Source organism: Halomonas sp. KM072, assembly GCF_050710315.1.
Classification (GTDB): Bacteria; Pseudomonadota; Gammaproteobacteria; order Pseudomonadales; family Halomonadaceae; genus Vreelandella; species Vreelandella hamiltonii.
The window spans coordinates 1,707,283-1,724,313 of the sequence record NZ_CP136132.1 but is presented as its reverse complement, the minus strand read 5'-3'; the positions used below and the strand labels follow the sequence as shown (position 1 = coordinate 1,724,313).

The 17,031-nt window shown below is 60.5% G+C and carries 14 protein-coding genes; 5 read left to right on the top strand and 9 right to left on the bottom strand.

The features are described from left to right. Nucleotides 1-7: 7 nt before the first annotated feature. Both RVM26_RS08125 and RVM26_RS08120 read right to left on the bottom strand, forming a co-directional pair. Complete coding sequence (locus RVM26_RS08125) at nt 8-1,039, bottom strand: LacI family DNA-binding transcriptional regulator (RefSeq protein ID WP_498941717.1); 1,032 nt, start codon at nt 1,037-1,039, stop codon at nt 8-10. A gap of 200 nt (nt 1,040-1,239) precedes the next feature. Further along, nucleotides 1,240-2,346 (bottom strand): ABC transporter ATP-binding protein, encoded by a 1,107-nt coding sequence (locus tag RVM26_RS08120; protein WP_498941612.1) that lies wholly within the window; start codon nt 2,344-2,346, stop codon nt 1,240-1,242. 86 nt (nt 2,347-2,432) lie between these two features. On the opposite strand from RVM26_RS08120, the gene RVM26_RS08115 reads away from it, so the two are divergent. After that, a complete protein-coding gene (locus RVM26_RS08115; RefSeq protein ID WP_287804249.1) occupies nt 2,433-3,470 on the top strand; it encodes an IS630 family transposase in 1,038 nt (345 codons plus the stop codon). A gap of 151 nt (nt 3,471-3,621) precedes the next feature. Here the strand turns inward: RVM26_RS08115 and malG are convergent, their stop codons facing one another. The 3 genes from malG to malE form a co-directional block, all read right to left on the bottom strand. Continuing rightward, on the bottom strand, nt 3,622-4,512 hold the full coding sequence (malG, locus tag RVM26_RS08110; protein ID WP_498941611.1) for a maltose ABC transporter permease MalG: 891 nt from the start codon (nt 4,510-4,512) through the stop codon (nt 3,622-3,624). Between the two features lie 10 nt (nt 4,513-4,522). After that, entirely contained in the window at nt 4,523-6,082 is a 1,560-nt protein-coding gene (gene malF, locus RVM26_RS08105) for a maltose ABC transporter permease MalF (protein ID WP_475312140.1), read from the bottom strand. Nucleotides 6,083-6,144: 62 nt separating this feature from the next. After that, nucleotides 6,145-7,332, bottom strand: coding sequence for a maltose/maltodextrin ABC transporter substrate-binding protein MalE (malE, locus tag RVM26_RS08100; protein WP_475312141.1), 1,188 nt, complete (start codon nt 7,330-7,332; stop codon nt 6,145-6,147). Between the two features lie 325 nt (nt 7,333-7,657). Between malE and zwf the strand changes: the two genes are divergently transcribed. From zwf to RVM26_RS08080, 4 genes are all read left to right on the top strand, one after another. After that, the gene (zwf, locus tag RVM26_RS08095) at nt 7,658-9,151 is read left to right on the top strand and encodes a glucose-6-phosphate dehydrogenase (protein WP_044629371.1); all 1,494 of its coding nucleotides are present in this window, start codon (nt 7,658-7,660) and stop codon (nt 9,149-9,151) included. Between the two features lies 1 nt (nt 9,152). Further along, entirely contained in the window at nt 9,153-9,818 is a 666-nt protein-coding gene (pgl, locus tag RVM26_RS08090) for a 6-phosphogluconolactonase (RefSeq protein WP_044629370.1), read from the top strand. Nucleotides 9,819-9,860: 42 nt separating this feature from the next. Beyond that, entirely contained in the window at nt 9,861-10,523 is a 663-nt protein-coding gene (locus RVM26_RS08085) for a bifunctional 4-hydroxy-2-oxoglutarate aldolase/2-dehydro-3-deoxy-phosphogluconate aldolase (protein ID WP_044629369.1), read from the top strand. 211 nt (nt 10,524-10,734) lie between these two features. Next, a complete protein-coding gene (locus RVM26_RS08080) occupies nt 10,735-12,216 on the top strand; it encodes a glycoside hydrolase family 32 protein (RefSeq protein ID WP_498941610.1) in 1,482 nt (493 codons plus the stop codon). 21 nt (nt 12,217-12,237) lie between these two features. Here RVM26_RS08080 and RVM26_RS08075 read toward each other — a convergent pair whose 3' ends face one another. From RVM26_RS08075 to edd, 4 genes are read right to left on the bottom strand one after another with little or no spacing between them, the layout of a single operon-like run. Further along, complete coding sequence (locus RVM26_RS08075) at nt 12,238-13,203, bottom strand: carbohydrate kinase family protein (RefSeq protein WP_498941609.1); 966 nt, start codon at nt 13,201-13,203, stop codon at nt 12,238-12,240. A gap of 44 nt (nt 13,204-13,247) precedes the next feature. Beyond that, nucleotides 13,248-14,117 (bottom strand): aldo/keto reductase, encoded by an 870-nt coding sequence (locus tag RVM26_RS08070; protein WP_498941608.1) that lies wholly within the window; start codon nt 14,115-14,117, stop codon nt 13,248-13,250. A 17-nt stretch (nt 14,118-14,134) separates the two neighbouring features. Then, nucleotides 14,135-15,100: a glucokinase gene (gene glk, locus RVM26_RS08065; RefSeq protein WP_081135040.1), complete on the bottom strand. Its 966-nt coding sequence runs from the start codon at nt 15,098-15,100 to the stop codon at nt 14,135-14,137. Beyond that, complete coding sequence (edd, locus tag RVM26_RS08060) at nt 15,100-17,001, bottom strand: IlvD/Edd family dehydratase (protein WP_498941607.1); 1,902 nt, start codon at nt 16,999-17,001, stop codon at nt 15,100-15,102. The genes glk and edd overlap by 1 nt, the downstream gene beginning before the upstream one ends. Nucleotides 17,002-17,031 lie beyond the last annotated feature (30 nt).

Sequence of the window (17,031 nt, the reverse complement as noted above, 5' to 3'; positions counted from 1 at the left end):
TTGATCTTTAAGGGCAGGTATCGCCCAGCAGCAGCTCGGTTTTGAGCAGCTGCTGGGTTTTTGGTATTCGGCCTAAAATCATTTTGGCCGCCACGCGTCCTTTACCTGCGCTGTCCTGGCGTACGGTGGTTAAGCGTGGGGCACGATATTGCCCTTCGGCAATGCCGTCAAAGCCTGTAATTCGTAACTCCCCTGGGACGTGAATACCTCGCTGCTCTGCTAGCGTTAGCGCAGTGAGCGCAATTCGATCTGACATGCATAGCAAAAGGTCAGGGCGCTGCTCTGCGGGCTGATCGAGGATCTCGGTAATCACCGGCGAGCACACGTCAAATACGTTCTCTTCAATATTCCACAGCGGAACCTGTTCGGTATCAAAGCCATGTTCGGTGAGTGCGGCATGAAAACCGACCAGGCGTGCTCGGCTGATCGTGCTGCTGTCGGGAAGCAACGTATGCGCCTTCGTTACTCGGCCATTACAGGGCTCTCTGGTCAGCCGCAGGTTGATGATGGCAGGCCGGGTAGGACGCTGTTTAAGGGCATGCATGGCCATGGCGTAGCTAGCGTCGCGGTCATCGATGTGCACCGTGGGGTAGCCGTCGATATCGAAGTCTACCGAGACCAGCGGACGCTGCGACGGCAGTTCGTTCAGCAGTTTATTGTTGGGCATCAGCCCGTAAACGATAAATCCATCGGCGATATTAGCCGATCCGGGTGGCTGGGAAGCGTGGCCTCGGCCCGGTAATAGCAACATGGTATGGCCGTGGGCATCCAGCACTTCGGCCACGCCGGAAAGAAACTCGCTAGCAACGGCATCGTTCAAGCTGTAGGTCAGGCTTTCGGCCAGAATCACCGCTACGATACTTGAACGTCCGGTGCGCAGGCTGCGCGCTTTGGCGTCTGGCCCGTTGTAACCTAGGCGCTTGGCTTCTTTGAGGATGCGGTCTCGTAGTAGGGGGGAGAGCTGGTCGGGTCGGTTAAAGGCGTTGGAAATCGTCGCGGTTGAGACGCCGAGTTCGAGTGCAAGGTCCTTTAGGGTCATTCGGCGAGGGGCGGTCACGGTGCTTCCTAAACAGGTGAAGAGTATGGGCGGAGAGAGTGCGTTGCCTGGGCGGTATTTACAACGCAGGCTAATTATTTACTTGTAGTGCACAAGAATAACGGCCTTGATAGTGTGACGACTACCCTCTTTGAAAGGTTGTCTCACCCAGCCAAGGCCGTTATGGGTCTTTCTATCAGTACTTAAGCTGCCGAGCGGGTTGCGGAAAGCGTCAGTGCGCTGCCGCTTTCGTCGAACAGGTGCACATGCGCCTTGTCGGGCACCAGCGATACCTGCTGGCCCTCTTTCCACTGGCTGGGCGCTTCGCTGCGATGGATCAGCAAGGTAGAGCCCTCTTTCGGCTCCAGATAGACGTAGACCTCGTTACCCAGGTACTCAACGTTGACGATATCAAAGCAGTTATCGCCCTGAGGTGCTTCCAGGCGAAGGTGCTCGGGACGCACGCCAAGTGTGAGCGAGGTGCCTTTCGAGTAAGCGTCGCCCGCTTGGGGCAGCGATATTTCTCCCACTCCCGCCGCTTTCACTCGGCAGCCGTCGGCGGTGCCGCTCAGTAGTTCGGCGGGCATAAAGTTCATGGTGGGTGAGCCAATAAAGCCGGCTACGAATTTGGTGGCCGGACGCTGGTACAGCTCGTGGGGGCTGCCCACTTGCTCGATATGACCCCGGTTGAGCACCACGATCTTGTCGGCCAGGGTCATGGCTTCGACCTGATCGTGGGTGACGTAGATCATGGTAGAGCCGAGACGGTTGTGCAGGCGGGCGATCTCGTTACGCATCTGCACCCGCAGCGAGGCATCCAGGTTGGAGAGCGGCTCGTCGAACAGCAGAATGCGCGGCTCCCGCGCCATGGCGCGGCCCATGGCCACCCGCTGGCGCTGGCCGCCAGAGAGGGCTTTGGGTTTGCGGTGCAGCAGCTCTTCCAGCTGCAGGATTTTGGCGGTGGTCATGACCCGCTCGTGTACCGTCTCCTTGGCAGTCTTGGCCAGCTTCAGGCCAAACGCCATGTTGTCGTAGACGGTCATGTGCGGGTAGAGCGCGTAGGACTGAAACACCATGCCGACGCCGCGTTCCCGAGGCGGCAAATCGTTCACCACGGTGCCGCCAATGTTCAGGTCGCCATCGGTGATCGATTCGAGCCCGGCAATCAGGCGCAGTAGGGTGGATTTACCGCAGCCGGAGGGACCCACGAACACGACAAACTCACCGTCGCCAATGGAAAGATCAACGTCTTTGATGATGTGATCGCGGCCAAATACCTTATTGACCTTTTCAAGCGTAACACTTGCCATGGTAACTCCTTGCCGACCTCGACCGGAGCGGGTCGGCTATCGTTATTATTAACCCGGCATCCAAATAGCTATGCTATAATACCGGCATGAACAGAGAAGATGCTCGCACACTCCATCCCGCCGCTCAGGAAGAAAAGCGAAAACTTGCGGTTCGCCTTTCCAAGCGTGGGATGAAGAACAAAGAGATCGCCAAGGAGGTTGGCGTTCACCCCCTCACCGTCGGCCGGTGGCTTACGAAATACCGTGAAGGCGGTCTAAAGGCCTTGCTCGCCCAGGTTCGTGGGCGAAGAGAGGGCTCTGGCCGCCAGCTCACCCCTGATGAAGAAAGTCGACTCCAGGCCATGTTGGTCGACAAGACACCTGACCAGTTGAAGCTTCAGTATGCCCTGTGGACACGCAAGGCCGTACAGGAGTTGATCAAGCTGGAAACCGGGAAGTGGGTGCCAATTCGCACCATTGGCGAATATCTGAAACGCTGGGGGTTCACTGTTCAGAAGCCCAAGAAGCAGGCCTATGAGCAGCGTCCAGCCGAAGTAAAGCGCTGGCTGGAGGAGGACTACCCAACCATTCATGCCCGAGCCAAGGCCGAAGATGCCGAGATTTACTGGGGCGATGAGACCGGGTTGCGTAGCGATAGCCAGCATGTGCGTGGCTACTCACCTCAAGGCGTCACCCCCATCCTCCGGCTCAATGCGAGAAGAGCGACGATCAATCTCATTTCCGCCGTCACTAACCAGGGCAAGGTACGGTTCCGGTTTTTCGACGGCACCATGAATGCGCAAATTCTGATCGACTTCATGAAGCGCTTGATTCGTGATGCCAAGCGGAAGGTCTTCCTGATCCTGGACAACCTCAAGGTCCATCACGCCAAGATCGTCAAGGCCTGGCTGGCGGAGCATCGGGATGAGATTGAAGTGTTCTACCTTCCACCCTACTCGCCGGAATTGAACCCCGATGAGTATCTGAACTGCGACCTCAAAGCCGGCGTGCATAGCGGTACTCCGGCGCGCAGCAGAGACCAGCTGAAGAGGAAGGCGATGTCTCACCTTCGGAAGCTTCAGAAGCTCCCGAGGCGAGTCGCGAAATACTTCAAAGCCCCGTCAATTCGATACGCCGCATCATAGCTATTTTATTGCCGGGTTAATAGCATGAACGATCACGGCAGTAGTTACGACGGTAGTGCTAAAGATTACCTAACCCATAAAAAACCGGCGCTGATGAGCGCCGGTCATGAGCAACATGCTCAAGCGAGGAAACCCTCGAGCGGTGGGCGGCCTAGCCCTTGACGCCTCCGGCGGTCAAACCGCCAATAATCCAGCGTTGGCAGATCAAAAACGCCACGGTAATCGGTAGGCCGGAGAGAACAGCAGCGGCGGCGAAGTTACCCCAGCGCTGGTTGTGGTCGGCTAGGTACTGCTGGGCACCCACGGCGAGCGTCAGCTTGTGCTCGTCGACCAACAGTACCGAGGCCATGGGGTACTCCATAATGCTCATCACAAACGCCAGAATGAACACCACCATCAATATCGGGATAGAGAGCGGCAGCAGAATGTAGCGAAACGCTTGCCAAGTGCTGGCGCCATCCACCATGGCAGCTTCCTCAAGCGAGCCATCGATGGATTCGAAATAACCTTTGATCGTCCAGATATGCAGCGCTACCGCACCCAGCGAAGCCACAATCAGCGCGCCGTGGGTATTGATGCCCAGCCAACCGACGAACTGCCCCAGCCGGTCAAAGAGGGCATACAGCGCCACCAGCGAAAGTACCGCCGGGAACATCTGAAAAATCAGCATGCCTTTGAGCAGCGGCGCTTTGCCCTTGAAGCGCATGCGGGCAAACGCGTAGGCGCTGGTGGTGGCCAGCATCAGAATCAGCACCGACGACACCACGGCCACCTTGATGGAGTTCCACAGCCAGAGCAGCACGGGGAAGGGCGGCTGGACCACGGTGCCGTCTGGCCGCTCCCAAGGAATCCCCAGCGCCAGCGACCAGTGCTCCAGCGAGAAATTTTCTGGAATCAGGCTGCCGGTGGCAAAGTTGCCCTCGCGAAATGAAATCGAGATGACCAGCAGCAACGGAAAGACAATCAGCGAGACGAAACAGATCAGTGCCAGATGTGCTCCCAGGCGGCGTACGCCCACGGAGCGGGGTTGAACCATGGCCATGTGTAACCTCCTATACCTTCACTTTGGAAAGGCGCAAATTGAGCAGCGACATGCCCGCCACCAGCAGGAAAATCAGTGTGGCAATGGCCGCCGCGAGGCCAAAGTTCTGCCCGGCATCCTGGAAGGCGATGCGGTAGGTGTAGCTCACCAGCAGGTCGGTGGTGCCCGCCGGGGTGCTGGCCCCCAGAATGTCCGGGTTGCCACCCGTGAGCAGCGCGATCAGCACGAAGTTATTAAAGTTGAACGCAAAGGCGGCAATCAGCAGCGGCGTGAGCGGCTTGATGATCAGCGGCAGGGTGATTTTGAACAGGTTGGTGAGCGGGCCACCGCCGTCTACCGCCGAGGCTTCGTATAAATCCTGGGGAATGGCCTGAATCAAGCCCATGCAGAGCAGTAGCATGTAGGGGTAGCCTAACCAGGTGTTCACGATCAGCAGCATGCTGCGTGCCATCCACGGGTCGGTAAACCACTCGGGGCGCACCCCAAACAAGGTGTCCAGAATCATGTTCACTTCGCCAAAGTGCTGGTTGAACATGCCTTTGAAAATCAGAATCGAGATAAACGCTGGCACCGCATAGGGCAGAATCAGCAGCGTACGGTAAATGGCCTTGCCTTTGAGTTGATCCCACTGCAGCAGTGACGCCAGTACGAAACCGACAGCCAGGGTAAACACCACGGTGAGGGCGGCAAATACGAAGGTCCACACAAAAATCTGCATGAACGGGCCGCGAATGTCCGGGTCGGTGAAGATTTGCGTGTAGTTCGAGAAGCCCACGTTGACCGGCCAGCCCGGAGTGATGCGCTGGCCATCGTCGGCGACGAAAAAGCCGATGGTGTGGTCCGGTGTCAGCACGCGGTCGTCTCGGCGGTCGTATAGGGTGCCATCCTCTCGGGCCTCGTAGCGGTTCACTATCGGAGCAAACTGGCGCAAGCCCGCCATACGCAGTTCGCTGCCGTCTGGAGTGACCAGCCGCAAGCCTTGCAGGGCATCCCGTGCTTGAATAATGGCCCGCATGCCCAGCGCTTCCTGTGCAGGTGGGGCATCGGTGGCCTGAACGCCAATCTGGCGGTTTTCCTGATTGGCCAAATTGAGTGGGGAAGACACGAACCGCTGGCCCTGAGGGCTCTCCAAATAGAGCCGTACCAAATCACCTTCGGGGTAGAGCGCTAGGTCAAAGGCGTTACCCTCCGCTTGATAGGTCTGGCTCATCAACTGGCTGCGCACCCGCTCTTCCGAGAGCAGGTTGGTGGAGCTGTAGTTGCTGAAGCTGATCCCGAAGGTGTAGATCAGTGGAAAAATGACGAACACCCCCAGCCCTGCCACGGCTGGGAAAATATAGCGGTGGCTCATCAGCGAACGCTTGGTGAAGACCACGCCCAGCGAGCCGCCGAGAAGCAGAAACAGCAGTGCGAACATCCACTGGCCGTTCAAATGAAAGGCCAAGACTAACCAAAGTAGCGCAATCACCAAAACAGCAATCACGCCACGCATGGCCCAGCGTGTGTAGCGTTCAGTAAGATGGCGAGAGCGATGGCGGGGAAGGCCACGAGACGCGTTGGTGGTATACATGATGGCTTCCTGAAAGCTGCCCAGCGGCTAATGCCGCTGGGCAGATGAGCAAAAAAGAGAGGCTACTGACGCATCCGGCGAGCAGCGGCATCCAGCGCTTCCTGGGGCGATTGGCGCCCGCTGCCGATGTTTTGCAGCGCTGGCTCCATGGCGGCCCAGAACGCACCCATTTCAGGAATGTTGGGCATCGGCATGCCCACTTCGGCGTTTTTCAGCGTAGCGGCAATGTTGGGGTTATCCGCCAGCTCCGCCTGATAGTTGATATGGGCAACCGCACCCAGCGAACCATCGCTGTTGAAGGTGCGCATACCCTCTTCGCTGAGCAGGTAGTTTTCTAAAAACTCCACCGCCAGGAAGTCGTTGGGCGTGGCGGAGTTGATCATCGCGGCCGTCACGCCAAACATCGGTCGGGCCCGCTCATCGCCTACTTTAGGTAGCAGCGCCACGCCATAATCAATGCCACTGCGCTCCAGGTTGGGCCACGCCCAGGGGCCGCTGATCATGGTGGCGACTTCGCCCCGGTTGAAGCGAGTATCCATCAGGTTGTAGTCGGTGCCCCGGGGCACTACGCCGCTCTCGATCAGCTCCACCAGCAGCTCGGCCCCCTGTAGGGCACCGGCATTGTTGACCCCAATGTCGCTGACATCATAGCCGCTATCGGTTTGCTTGAACGGGTAGCCGCCGTTGGCGGCTAGCAGGGTCCAGCCATAATAGGGCTCGCTGTAGTCGAACAGGATGGCCTTTTTACCCTCGGGGGCCAGGGTGGCGTCCAGTTCGATCAGTTCCGCGAAGCTGTCGGGCGGGGTATCCACTAACGCCTTGTTATAAATCAGCCCAAGGGATTCCACGGAAATCGGGTAGGCATAGGTATCGCCGTTCCACAGCGCGGCCTCCCAGGTGAAGTCGTAGAACGCTTCACGGAAGCTGTCGCTGGGTGCAATCGGTTTGAGCAGGCCGCTCTGTGCCCATTCACCCATGCGGTCGTGGGCCCAAATCACGATATCCGGCCCTTGGCCGCTGCCTGCCGCCTGCTGGAAGCGGTCGGTCAGGTTGTCCGGAAACACGACTTCCACTTCGATGCCGGTCTCTTCTAAGAACTGGTCGGCGACCGCGCGGATGCCTTCCTGGCCTTTATTGTCGCCCATCCAGATGGTTAAACGGTCATCCTCAAAGGCGAAGGCGGGAAGTGTGGCGGTGGCTGCTAGCGTAGCGGCGAGCAGCGGCGTGAAAAATGGACGAACCATTGCCATGATGTGCATACCTCGTTGTGACGTTGTTGTTGTCGGGCACGTTCGTTGTTGGACGTGCTTTGTTCACTGCCAGCGTCTCTAATTCAGCGCAAGGCCACCTCCTCCTTGGGGAGAGGAGGGGTGGCGTATCCAAGGGGCGTAGAGTAAAGGTAGAAGCGTAGGCGGTCAGGGCGCGACATCGTCGTTGCAAAACCCACCGGAAAGGGCAGCAGGCGACAATATTTTGTAGTAAAATTACACGAATTATTGCGTATAATGCCTCATATAAGATAGATTTTAGGTAATCTAACTACATTAGACGGCCTAATTATAAACAGGAGTTGAGATGAGCCAGTCACATGCCCCGCTGGGCGATCCGAATCACGCTATTGATTTAGCGCTTTTTGGGGCGCTAGGCGACCTTGCCATGCGCAAGCTGTTTCCTGCGCTGTATCATCTTGACCGTGAAGGCTTAATGCCCGAAAGCACGCGGATCATGGGGCTGGCGCGTCAGGAGCACGACACTGCCGCGTTCCGTCAGCTGGTCAACGGCGCGCTGCAGAAGCGCCTGAAAAAAGAGGAGCAGGACAAGGCAAGCCTTGAACGCTTCCTGAACCGCTTAGAGTATCTCAAGCTCGACTTTGCCACCGCAGAGGGCTACGACGCCATTCGCCAGTGGCGCGAAGGCAGCAAGCGCCCAATGGTGGTCTACCTCTCCGTCGCCGCGCGTATTTATGGCGACATTTGCCGCAATCTCCAGGCCAGCAACAGCCTGGATGACGATACCCGCGTGGTAGTGGAAAAGCCGATTGGTTATGACTTGGCCTCTTCAGAAGAGATCAATGACGCCATCGGTGCCGTGTTCCCTGAATCACGCATTTACCGCATTGACCACTACCTGGGTAAAGAGACGGTTCAAAACCTGATCGCCCTGCGCTTTGCCAACCCGCTGTTCGGCACTCAGTGGAACCAGAACCATATCTCCCACGTCGAGATTACCGTCGCCGAAAAAGTGGGTATTGAAGGCCGCTGGGGCTACTTTGATGATGCGGGCCAGCTGCGGGATATGGTGCAGAACCACCTGCTGCAACTGCTGTGCTTGATCGCCATGGACCCGCCCTCCAACCTGGATGCCGATGCCATCCGTGACGAGAAGGTAAAAGTGCTCAAGGCGCTGAAGCCGTTTACCGGCGAAGCGCTGGGCCGCGACGTGGTGCGTGGCCAGTACATTGCCGGTACCAGCGATGGCCAGGCCGTGCCGGGCTACCTGGAAGAAGAGGGCGCCAACACCCAGAGCCAGACCGAAACCTTCGTGGCCATGAAGACCGAAGTGTCCAACTGGCGCTGGGCTGGCGTGCCGTTCTATCTGCGTACCGGTAAACGGATGCCGGAGAAACTGTCGCAGATCGTCATTCATTTCCGTCAGCAACCGCACTACATCTTTGATCCGGACCAGCGCGGCATCGCCTCCAACAAGCTGATTATCCGCCTGCAGCCGGAAGAGGGCATTGCCCTTCAGGTGCTCACCAAGGATAGCGGCCTGGATAAAGGCATGCGCCTGCGCCCTGGCCCGCTGCACCTGGATTTCAACAGCGCCTTCCCGAAATCGCGTATCCCGGATGCCTACGAGCGTCTGCTGCTAGAAGTCATGAAAGGCCAGCAGTACTTGTTTGTGCGCCGGGATGAAGTGGAGCACGCGTGGCGCTGGTGCGACCAGCTCATCAGCGGCTGGAAAGCACGCGAAACCCCGCCGCGCCGCTACCCGGCAGGCTCTTGGGGGCCGGTCGCCTCTATTGCCATGATTACCCAGGATGGCCGCAGCTGGTACGAGGATTATTAACATGAGCGAAGCACGTCAAGCGCTAGCCGAGCAGCTAGCGGAAGCCGTCTATCAGGCGCTAGCCGATGACCTTGTCAACCAATCACGTGCGCTGCTGGTGGTCTCCGGTGGCTCAACGCCCGTGCCGTTTTTCAAGGCGCTGGCGCAAAAGCCGCTGGAGTGGGCGCGGGTAGATATCACCCTGGCCGACGAGCGCTGGGTAGATGAGCAAAGCAGCGACAGCAACGCCAAGCTGGTGCGCGAGAACCTGCTGCAGGGCCCGGCGGCGGCGGCTAACTTCGTGCCGCTCACCTCGGACGCTGGCACCCCGGAAGAGGGCGTGCCAGCGGTGGCAGAAGCAACGGCAGGACTTGCCTGGCCCGCGAGCGTCGTCATTTTAGGCATGGGCGGCGATGGCCACACGGCTTCGCTGTTCCCCGATAGCCAAGAGCTGGGCCTAGCGCTTTCTACCGATGAGCCGCTAGTGGCCGTGCGCACCCCCAGCCAGCCGCAGCCGCGTATTACCTTCTCGGCGGACCGCCTGCATCAGGCGAAGCGCCACATTCTACATATCACCGGCGACGATAAGCGTGCCGTATTGGCCAACGCCATGGGTGGTGACGATGTTCGCACGCTGCCGATTCGCGCGTTTCTATCTTGCCCGCTGGCGATCTACTGGGCGCCCTAATAAACCGCCTTCGCCAATAACAATTTGCTTGGAGACTCACTGATGACCATCGATAAACAGCTTCCCTCAACGCGCACCGCCGAGCTAGACAGCATCTGCCTAAAAGCCGAAGTGATCCCGGTGATCACCATCGAGCGCCTGGAAGACGCCGTGCCGCTGGGCCGAGCTCTGGTCGAAGGCGGCCTGACCGTGCTGGAAATTACCCTGCGTACCGACTGCGCCCTGGAAGCCATCAAGCGCATGAAAGAGGCGCTACCGGGTGCCAGCATTGGGGTCGGCACCGTGCTGACGCCCGCGCAATATCGCCAAGCCGAGCAAGTCGGCGCTGATTTCGTCGTTACGCCAGGTGCCACCGACGCGCTTTACCGCTACGGCGTAGAGAGCCCCGTGCCGATGCTGCCGGGCGTTTCTACCATTTCTGAGCTGATGACCGGCTGGCAGTACGGCTACCGCCGCTTCAAGTTCTTCCCCGCGGAATCCAGCGGCGGTGCCAAAGCGATCAAAGCGTTCGGCGCACCAATTCCCGAAGCGCGTTTCTGCCCCACTGGCGGCATCACCGTCGATAACGCCGAATCCTACCTCTCACTGCCGAACGTGATGTGTGTAGGCGGCTCTTGGCTGACGCCGAAAGCGATGGTCGATGCCGAAGATTGGGACGGCATTCGCGAACTGGCCCGCCAAGCAGCGGAGCGTTTCCACCACTAAACGGTTCCACCACTTATGTAAAACACAGTACCGAGCACTCTCGTCACTTGCCTCACTGATGTCGGGTCGTGTGAGCAAGACGTTTGCCCGAGCATGTCGCCATGCTCGGGCTTTTTTACGTCTACACCTAAAGGGGATACTTCCGTTAGTTAATAGGCGTGATACGCTAACTTAAACGATTAAGTTGACCGATTAAGTTAAGGTTTTAAGCATGACGTTAGCGGATTTTGAGCCTCAGCGGCCTGTGGTGCATTTTACTCCCCCGATGGGCTGGATGAACGATCCCAATGGGCTGGTGTTTTTCGAAGGCGAGTACCATCTGTTTTATCAGTTTCACCCCCTGGGGACCGAGTGGGGGCCGATGCACTGGGGGCATGCGGTCAGCCGTGACCTGTGCCGGTGGCAGCATTTGCCCATTGCGCTGGCGCCCGATGAAGAAGGGGCCTGCTTTTCCGGCAGCGCCGTGGTGGATGAGCACGATGTCACGGGGCTGTTCGATGGCAAGCCTGGGCTGTTGGCGTTCTATACCTGCCACAAGGTGCTCTCCGATGACCCACAGGATTACCAGCAGTCCCAGTGCCTGGCGTACAGCCGCGACAAGGGGCGGACCTGGCAGCGCTATGCGGGGAATCCCGTCCTGCCGCCGCCCGGTTTCAAGGATTTTCGCGACCCCAAGGTGATGTGGCATGCCCCCCGCCAGCGCTGGGTGATGGCGCTGGCCTGCGGGCAGGAGATTCACTTTTATACCTCGACCAACCTGCTGGCGTGGCAGTTTGCCAGCGCTTTTGGGGCGGGCGAGGGCGCGCACACCCAGCACCCCTGGGAGTGCCCGGACCTGTTTGAGCTGCCGGTGGACGGCGCTGGGCCGGATGAGCCCGCCACGCGCTGGGTGCTGGCGGTGGGCATTGGTGCTACGCCGGACAATCCCTTTGGCTCGTTTACCCAGTACTTCGTGGGTGATTTCGACGGCCAGCGTTTCACCAATGACAACGCCCCGGATAGCGTGCTGATGATGGACGAAGGGCGGGACTTCTACGCGGTGCAGAGCTGGTCGAATACCCCTGGGCGGCGGCTGGCGCTGGCGTGGCTGAACAATTGGCAGTACGCCAACCATGCCCCTGAAGCGGGCTGGCGGGGCACCATGAGCTTGCCGCGAGAGCTGACGCTGCGTGCGACTTGTCGTGGGGTGCGGTTACGACAGCGCTTTGCTCGCGAAGCAGCTCAAGCGCTCAGCGCCCCAAGCCACATATCGCCTCGTTCGCTTCAAACGGCAGGGGAGCACTGCATTGCTTTGCCAGAGGGCGCGGCGGTTTACGGCCAGCTGACGCTGGTGCTTAAAGCAGGCACAAGGCTGGCGCTGTCGCTGCAGCAGGGCTATCAGCAGCGGCTATGGCTGACCGCAGGTGAATCAACAACGTCGCTACACTATGAGCGTCAAGGGAGTAACGGTCAGGCCGCCTTTGATGAGCACTTTGCCTGCGACCACGCGGCGGGCAGCGTCGATGGGTTAACGGTGACGGTAACGTGGTGGTGCGATCACGGCACGCTGGAAATGTTGGTCGACGGGGCCACTGAACAGCGCAGCATCACTCAGGTTAGCTTTGTCGATCATCGCCGTCAGCCGGTGACGTTGGAAGTCGTCAGCGGGCGGGTGGAGGTGGCAGAAGGGGGCATCCAAAGCGCCGTCGAGTAGCGGCCTCGACGACGCTCAGTGCTAGCCTGCCGAGCTGCGCAGGGCTTCAATATCGGTGTGGGTGGGCAGCGCGGCATACGCGCCGGGGCGGGTGACCGCGTGGGCGCCGCAGCGGCAGGCAATGTCCACTGCGCGGGTGAGAAACGCGCTGTCCTGATGCCAGTTCTCACTGATGCCGTAGCGGGAAAGCTCGGCCAGTAAGCCGCCAATAAAGGCATCGCCACCGGCGGTGGTGTCGACGGCCGTCACGCTGGGTGGCGTCACGGTTTGGTCGATACCGACGCCTTTGAGTGCGACATCGTTGGGTCCATCGGTGACCACGACCACTTTGACACCTGCGGCCATGCGCTCGGCTAACCACGCCTCTGGTGGATGGTCGCCACGCAGGTAGTCCAGCTCTTCCTGCGAGACCTTCACCAGCTCGGCGCTATCGATCAGCTCGGTGACCCGCCAAACATCCGCCGAGCCGTCCGCCCACAGGTTATGGCGCAGGTTGGCATCCACGCTTACCAGGCAGCCTGCGCGCTTGGCCATGGCGGCAATCGCGAGAGTGGTCTCGGCAATTTCGGGGTCGGTCAGGCTGTTGCTGCACAGGTGAACGATGGCGGGCTGCTCGAACACGCCGTGGGGCAGATGCTCCAGGCGGTAGAGCAGGTCGGCGGCCGGTGGGCGGTAGAAATCGAAAGTGCGCTCGCCGCTGCTGTCGCGGGAGACAAACGCCAGCGCCGTGCGGGCTTCTTTGGTAAGCACGACGCCCTGGGTATCCACGCCGTGGCTTTTCAGCTCACGAATTAGAAAGTGCCCAAAGGTATCGTCACCCACCATGCCCAAAAACTGGCTGGGCACGTTCAACCGCGCACAGGCCACCGCCACGTTGGAGGGCGCGCCGCCGGCGTAGGGGGTAAAGGTTTCCTGCCCTGTGTTATCGCCTAACCGGCTAGAGAGCATATCAATCAAGGCTTCACCGAAAGCAATCACCGGCGTCATAGATCGTTCCTTGTCATTATTGGCATCAATGTTGAGTGGGCGTACTAAGCGACGCAGTGGCCGCGGGCGGCCTCCAGCAGTTCGTACCAGGCTTCTCTGGGCAGCGTTTCCGGGCCGTTCAGCATATCGGCAATACGCTCCGGTTTCACGCTGCCCACCACCGGTGCTGGGCGGCCAGGCAGGGTGCGCAGCCAGGCCAGCGCCAGCGCGCCGGGTGTGCTGTTAAGCTCGCCTGCCAAACGGTTCAATACGCGGCTTACTTCACCCTGCATCAGTTGGCCGCCCGCCAGCGGCGACCACGCCATGGGTGCCTGGCCATCGGCGTTCAGGTCGTCGAAGCTGCCGTCGAACAGCGGCGCGCTATGGGCAATGGAAAGTTCGATCTGGTTGGCCCGAAGCGGCTGGTGCATATGGCGTTGCAGCCTGCGCCACTGGCTGGGCAGGTGGTTGGAAATGCCCGCTGCGCCAATCTTGCCCGCGTCGATGGCATCGTCCAGTGCACGGCCGGTGGCCTCGGCATCCATCAGCAGGTCCGGGCGATGAATCAGAAAATGATCGAGGCGCTCGACGCCCAAGCGGCTCAAGGCATCGTCGATGGCCCGGCCGAGATATGCCGGGCTGGCATTGTAGTGCTTTACCTTGCCGGAGCCCGCGGCCGGGTTGTCGTTGGCAATGCTGGCTTTGGTGACCACGTGGAGCCGCTTGGCCAGGGCCGGGCGGGCACGCAGCGCCTGGCCGAACAGCGTTTCGCAAGCTCCGCTGCCGTAGATATCGGCATGGTCGAACCAGTGCAGGCCTTGTTCCAGGCGGGCTTCGATCCAGTCGGCCAAATGGCTCGCCTGGTGCATCTCTTGCGCTTCATGCAGGCGCATCATGCCAAGTACGAACGGCACGTCAAAGGTCACAGCAGCCATGGCGTATTTCCGTCAGTTTAAAAGACTTCTTCGTTATGCAGCGCTTCGGCGGCACCCAGCAGGCCGGTCCACGGGTGGGTCACGATCCACACCGGAATATCGGCGTTGTACGCTCCCATGCGCCCCTTGTTGACGAAGCTGGCGCGCAGTTCGCATTTAGGCAGCCACGCCAGCAGCCGGGGCAGAATGCCGCCGCACAGATATACGCCGCCGCGTGCGCCCATGGTCAGGGTGGCGTCACCGCAGACATCGCCGAGGATTTTCAAAAAGCGCAGCAGGGTGGCCGTGGCCAGGGCGTCGCCCTGATTGGCCGCCTGGGTCACCTCGGCGGGGGTTTCGCAACGTGGCGCTTGGCCTTCCAGCGTGCAGTGGGCCTGGTAGAGTTCCAGCAGCCCCTGGCCGCACAGGATGCGCTCGACGCTGACCCGCTGGTGGCGCTGCAGGAAAACATCCAGCAGTGCGCGCTCGGTGGTGTCGGTGGGCGCAAAGGTGACGTGCCCGCCTTCGGTGGGCAGCGGAATCCAGGCATGCTGGCCGGGAAACACCCCGGCCACGCCCAGCCCGGTGCCCGGGCCGATGACCAAACGGGTCGAGTGCGACTGGGCGACGCCGGGCTGCACTTCGACGAGGTTGTCTTCGCCCACGTGGGGCACGCCCAACGCCTGGGCGGTGAAGTCATTGATGACTTTGAACAGCGACAGATTCAGCGCTTGCTGAACGTCGCTTTTCATGAAGTCCCAGTGGTTGTTGGTCATTTTCACCCGCTCGGCGTGCACCGGGCAGGCGAAGGCCAGGCAGGCCTCCTCGGGGGCGTTATCCCCGGTCGCGCCCACGCGGGCGAGGTAATCCTGAATCGCCTCGATCACGCCGGGGTAGTCCGCGCAGGGTAGGTTGAGGATATCGTGGGGCGTTACCTCGCCAGGCGCTACCAGCGCCAGGCGAGCGTTGGTGCCGCCAATATCACCGATCAGTGCCGGTCGCATCAGGCGTCCTCTTGAAAGATCTGACCTTCTTGACGAGCGAGATCGTCGGCTTCAAAGCCGCCCAACGAGCCCGCGCCCTCTTCGCCGCGCATTGCCAAGTGGCGGAAGCCCGAGAACAGCTCGCGGCCCAGGCCGACGTGGTAGTGGTCAAGGTTCGCCACTACGCGCTCGCGGTCGCCCCAGGTGGCCGCATCCACTTTGGCTTCCAGCGTGCCGGCGTTGGCATCCAGGCGCACCACGTCGCCGTCGCGTAGCTTGGCCAGCGGGCCGCCGTCCAGCGCTTCCGGGCTCATGTGAATGGAGGCAGGCACTTTGCCCGACGCACCGGACATGCGGCCATCGGTGACCAGCGCGACCTTGAAGCCACGGTCCTGCAACACCCCCAAAAACGGAGTGAGCTTGTGCAGCTCGGGCATGCCGTTGGCTTTAGGCCCCTGGAAGCGCACCACCACAATCACGTCACGGTCCAGCTCGCCGGATTCGAAGGCGGCTTTCATTTCGTTCTGGTCTTCGAAGATCTTGACCGGCGCTTCGACGATGCGATGCTCTTCGGCCACCGCCGAGACCTTGATCACGCCTCGGCCCAGGTTGCCTTTCATGACGGTCAGGCCGCCAGTGGGGGCAAAGGGCGTGGCGACCGGGCGCAGCACTTCTTCGTCCAGGCTCTTCTCCGGGCCTTCGCGCCAGACCACTTTGCCATTTTCCAGGAAGGGCTCCTGGGTGTAGGCGGTCAGATCGGTGCCGAAGACGGTGGGAATGTCGCCGTGGAGCAGGCCAGCGCCCAGCAGTTCGCGGAACAGGTAGCTCATGCCGCCTGCGGCCTGGAAGTGGTTGATGTCCGCCTGGCCGTTGGGGTACACCTTCATCAGGCTGGGGGTCACCGCCGAGAGATCAGTGAAGTCGTCCCAGTTCAGGGTGATGCCCGCCGCTGCCGCCATGGCAATCAGGTGCATGGTGTGGTTGGTTGAGCCGCCGGAGGCCAGCAGGCCGACCACGGCATTGACGATGGCGCGCTCGTCGATCTGCTTGTAGAACGGACGGTACTCGCCGCCTGCTTCGGTATTGCGAATGGTCTGTTCGGTGGCGTAGCGGGTCAGCGCTTCGCGCATCTCGGTGCCGGGGTTCACGAACGACGTGCCCGGCAGGTGCAGGCCCATCACTTCCATCATCAGCTGGTTGGAATTGGCGGTGCCGTAGAAGGTGCAGGTGCCGGGGCTGTGGTAAGAGTCGGACTCTGCCTGCAGCAGCTCTTCGCGGCCCACCTTGCCTTCGGCATACAGCTGGCGAATGCGCGCTTTCTCCTTGTTCGGCAGGCCGCTGGGCATGGGGCCTGCGGGTACGAACATGGCGGGCAGATGGCCAAAGCGTGCGGCACCGATGAACAGGCCCGGCACGATCTTGTCGCACACGCCCAGGTAAATGGCGGCGTCGAACATGTTGTGTGACAGCCCCACCGCCGTGGCCATGGCAATCAGGTCACGGGAGAACAGCGATAGTTCCATGCCCGGCTGGCCCTGGGTTACGCCGTCACACATGGCCGGTACGCCGCCCGCAAACTGCGCAGTGGAGCCCATGGCCCGCGCCGCTGCCTTGATGGTTTCCGGGAAGGTTTCAAACGGCTGGTGGGCCGACAGCATGTCGTTGTAGGACGAGATGATGCCCAGGTTGGCGCTGTTCATCAGCTTCAGGGCGTCTTTTTCCTGGGGGCTACAGGCAGCAAAGCCGTGGGCCAGGTTGCCGCAGGAGAGCTCGGCACGATGCACGCCACGCTTGTGCTGGTCGGCCATGCGGCGCTCGTAGAGGGCGCGGCGCTCGGCAGAGCGTTCACGAATGCGTTGGGTGACTTCCGCGACCTTGGGATGAAGGGCTGCGGGGGTAGAACCAGACGTTGAACCAGGCATAGAAACCTCTGCATGAGTAGAGACGGTGAA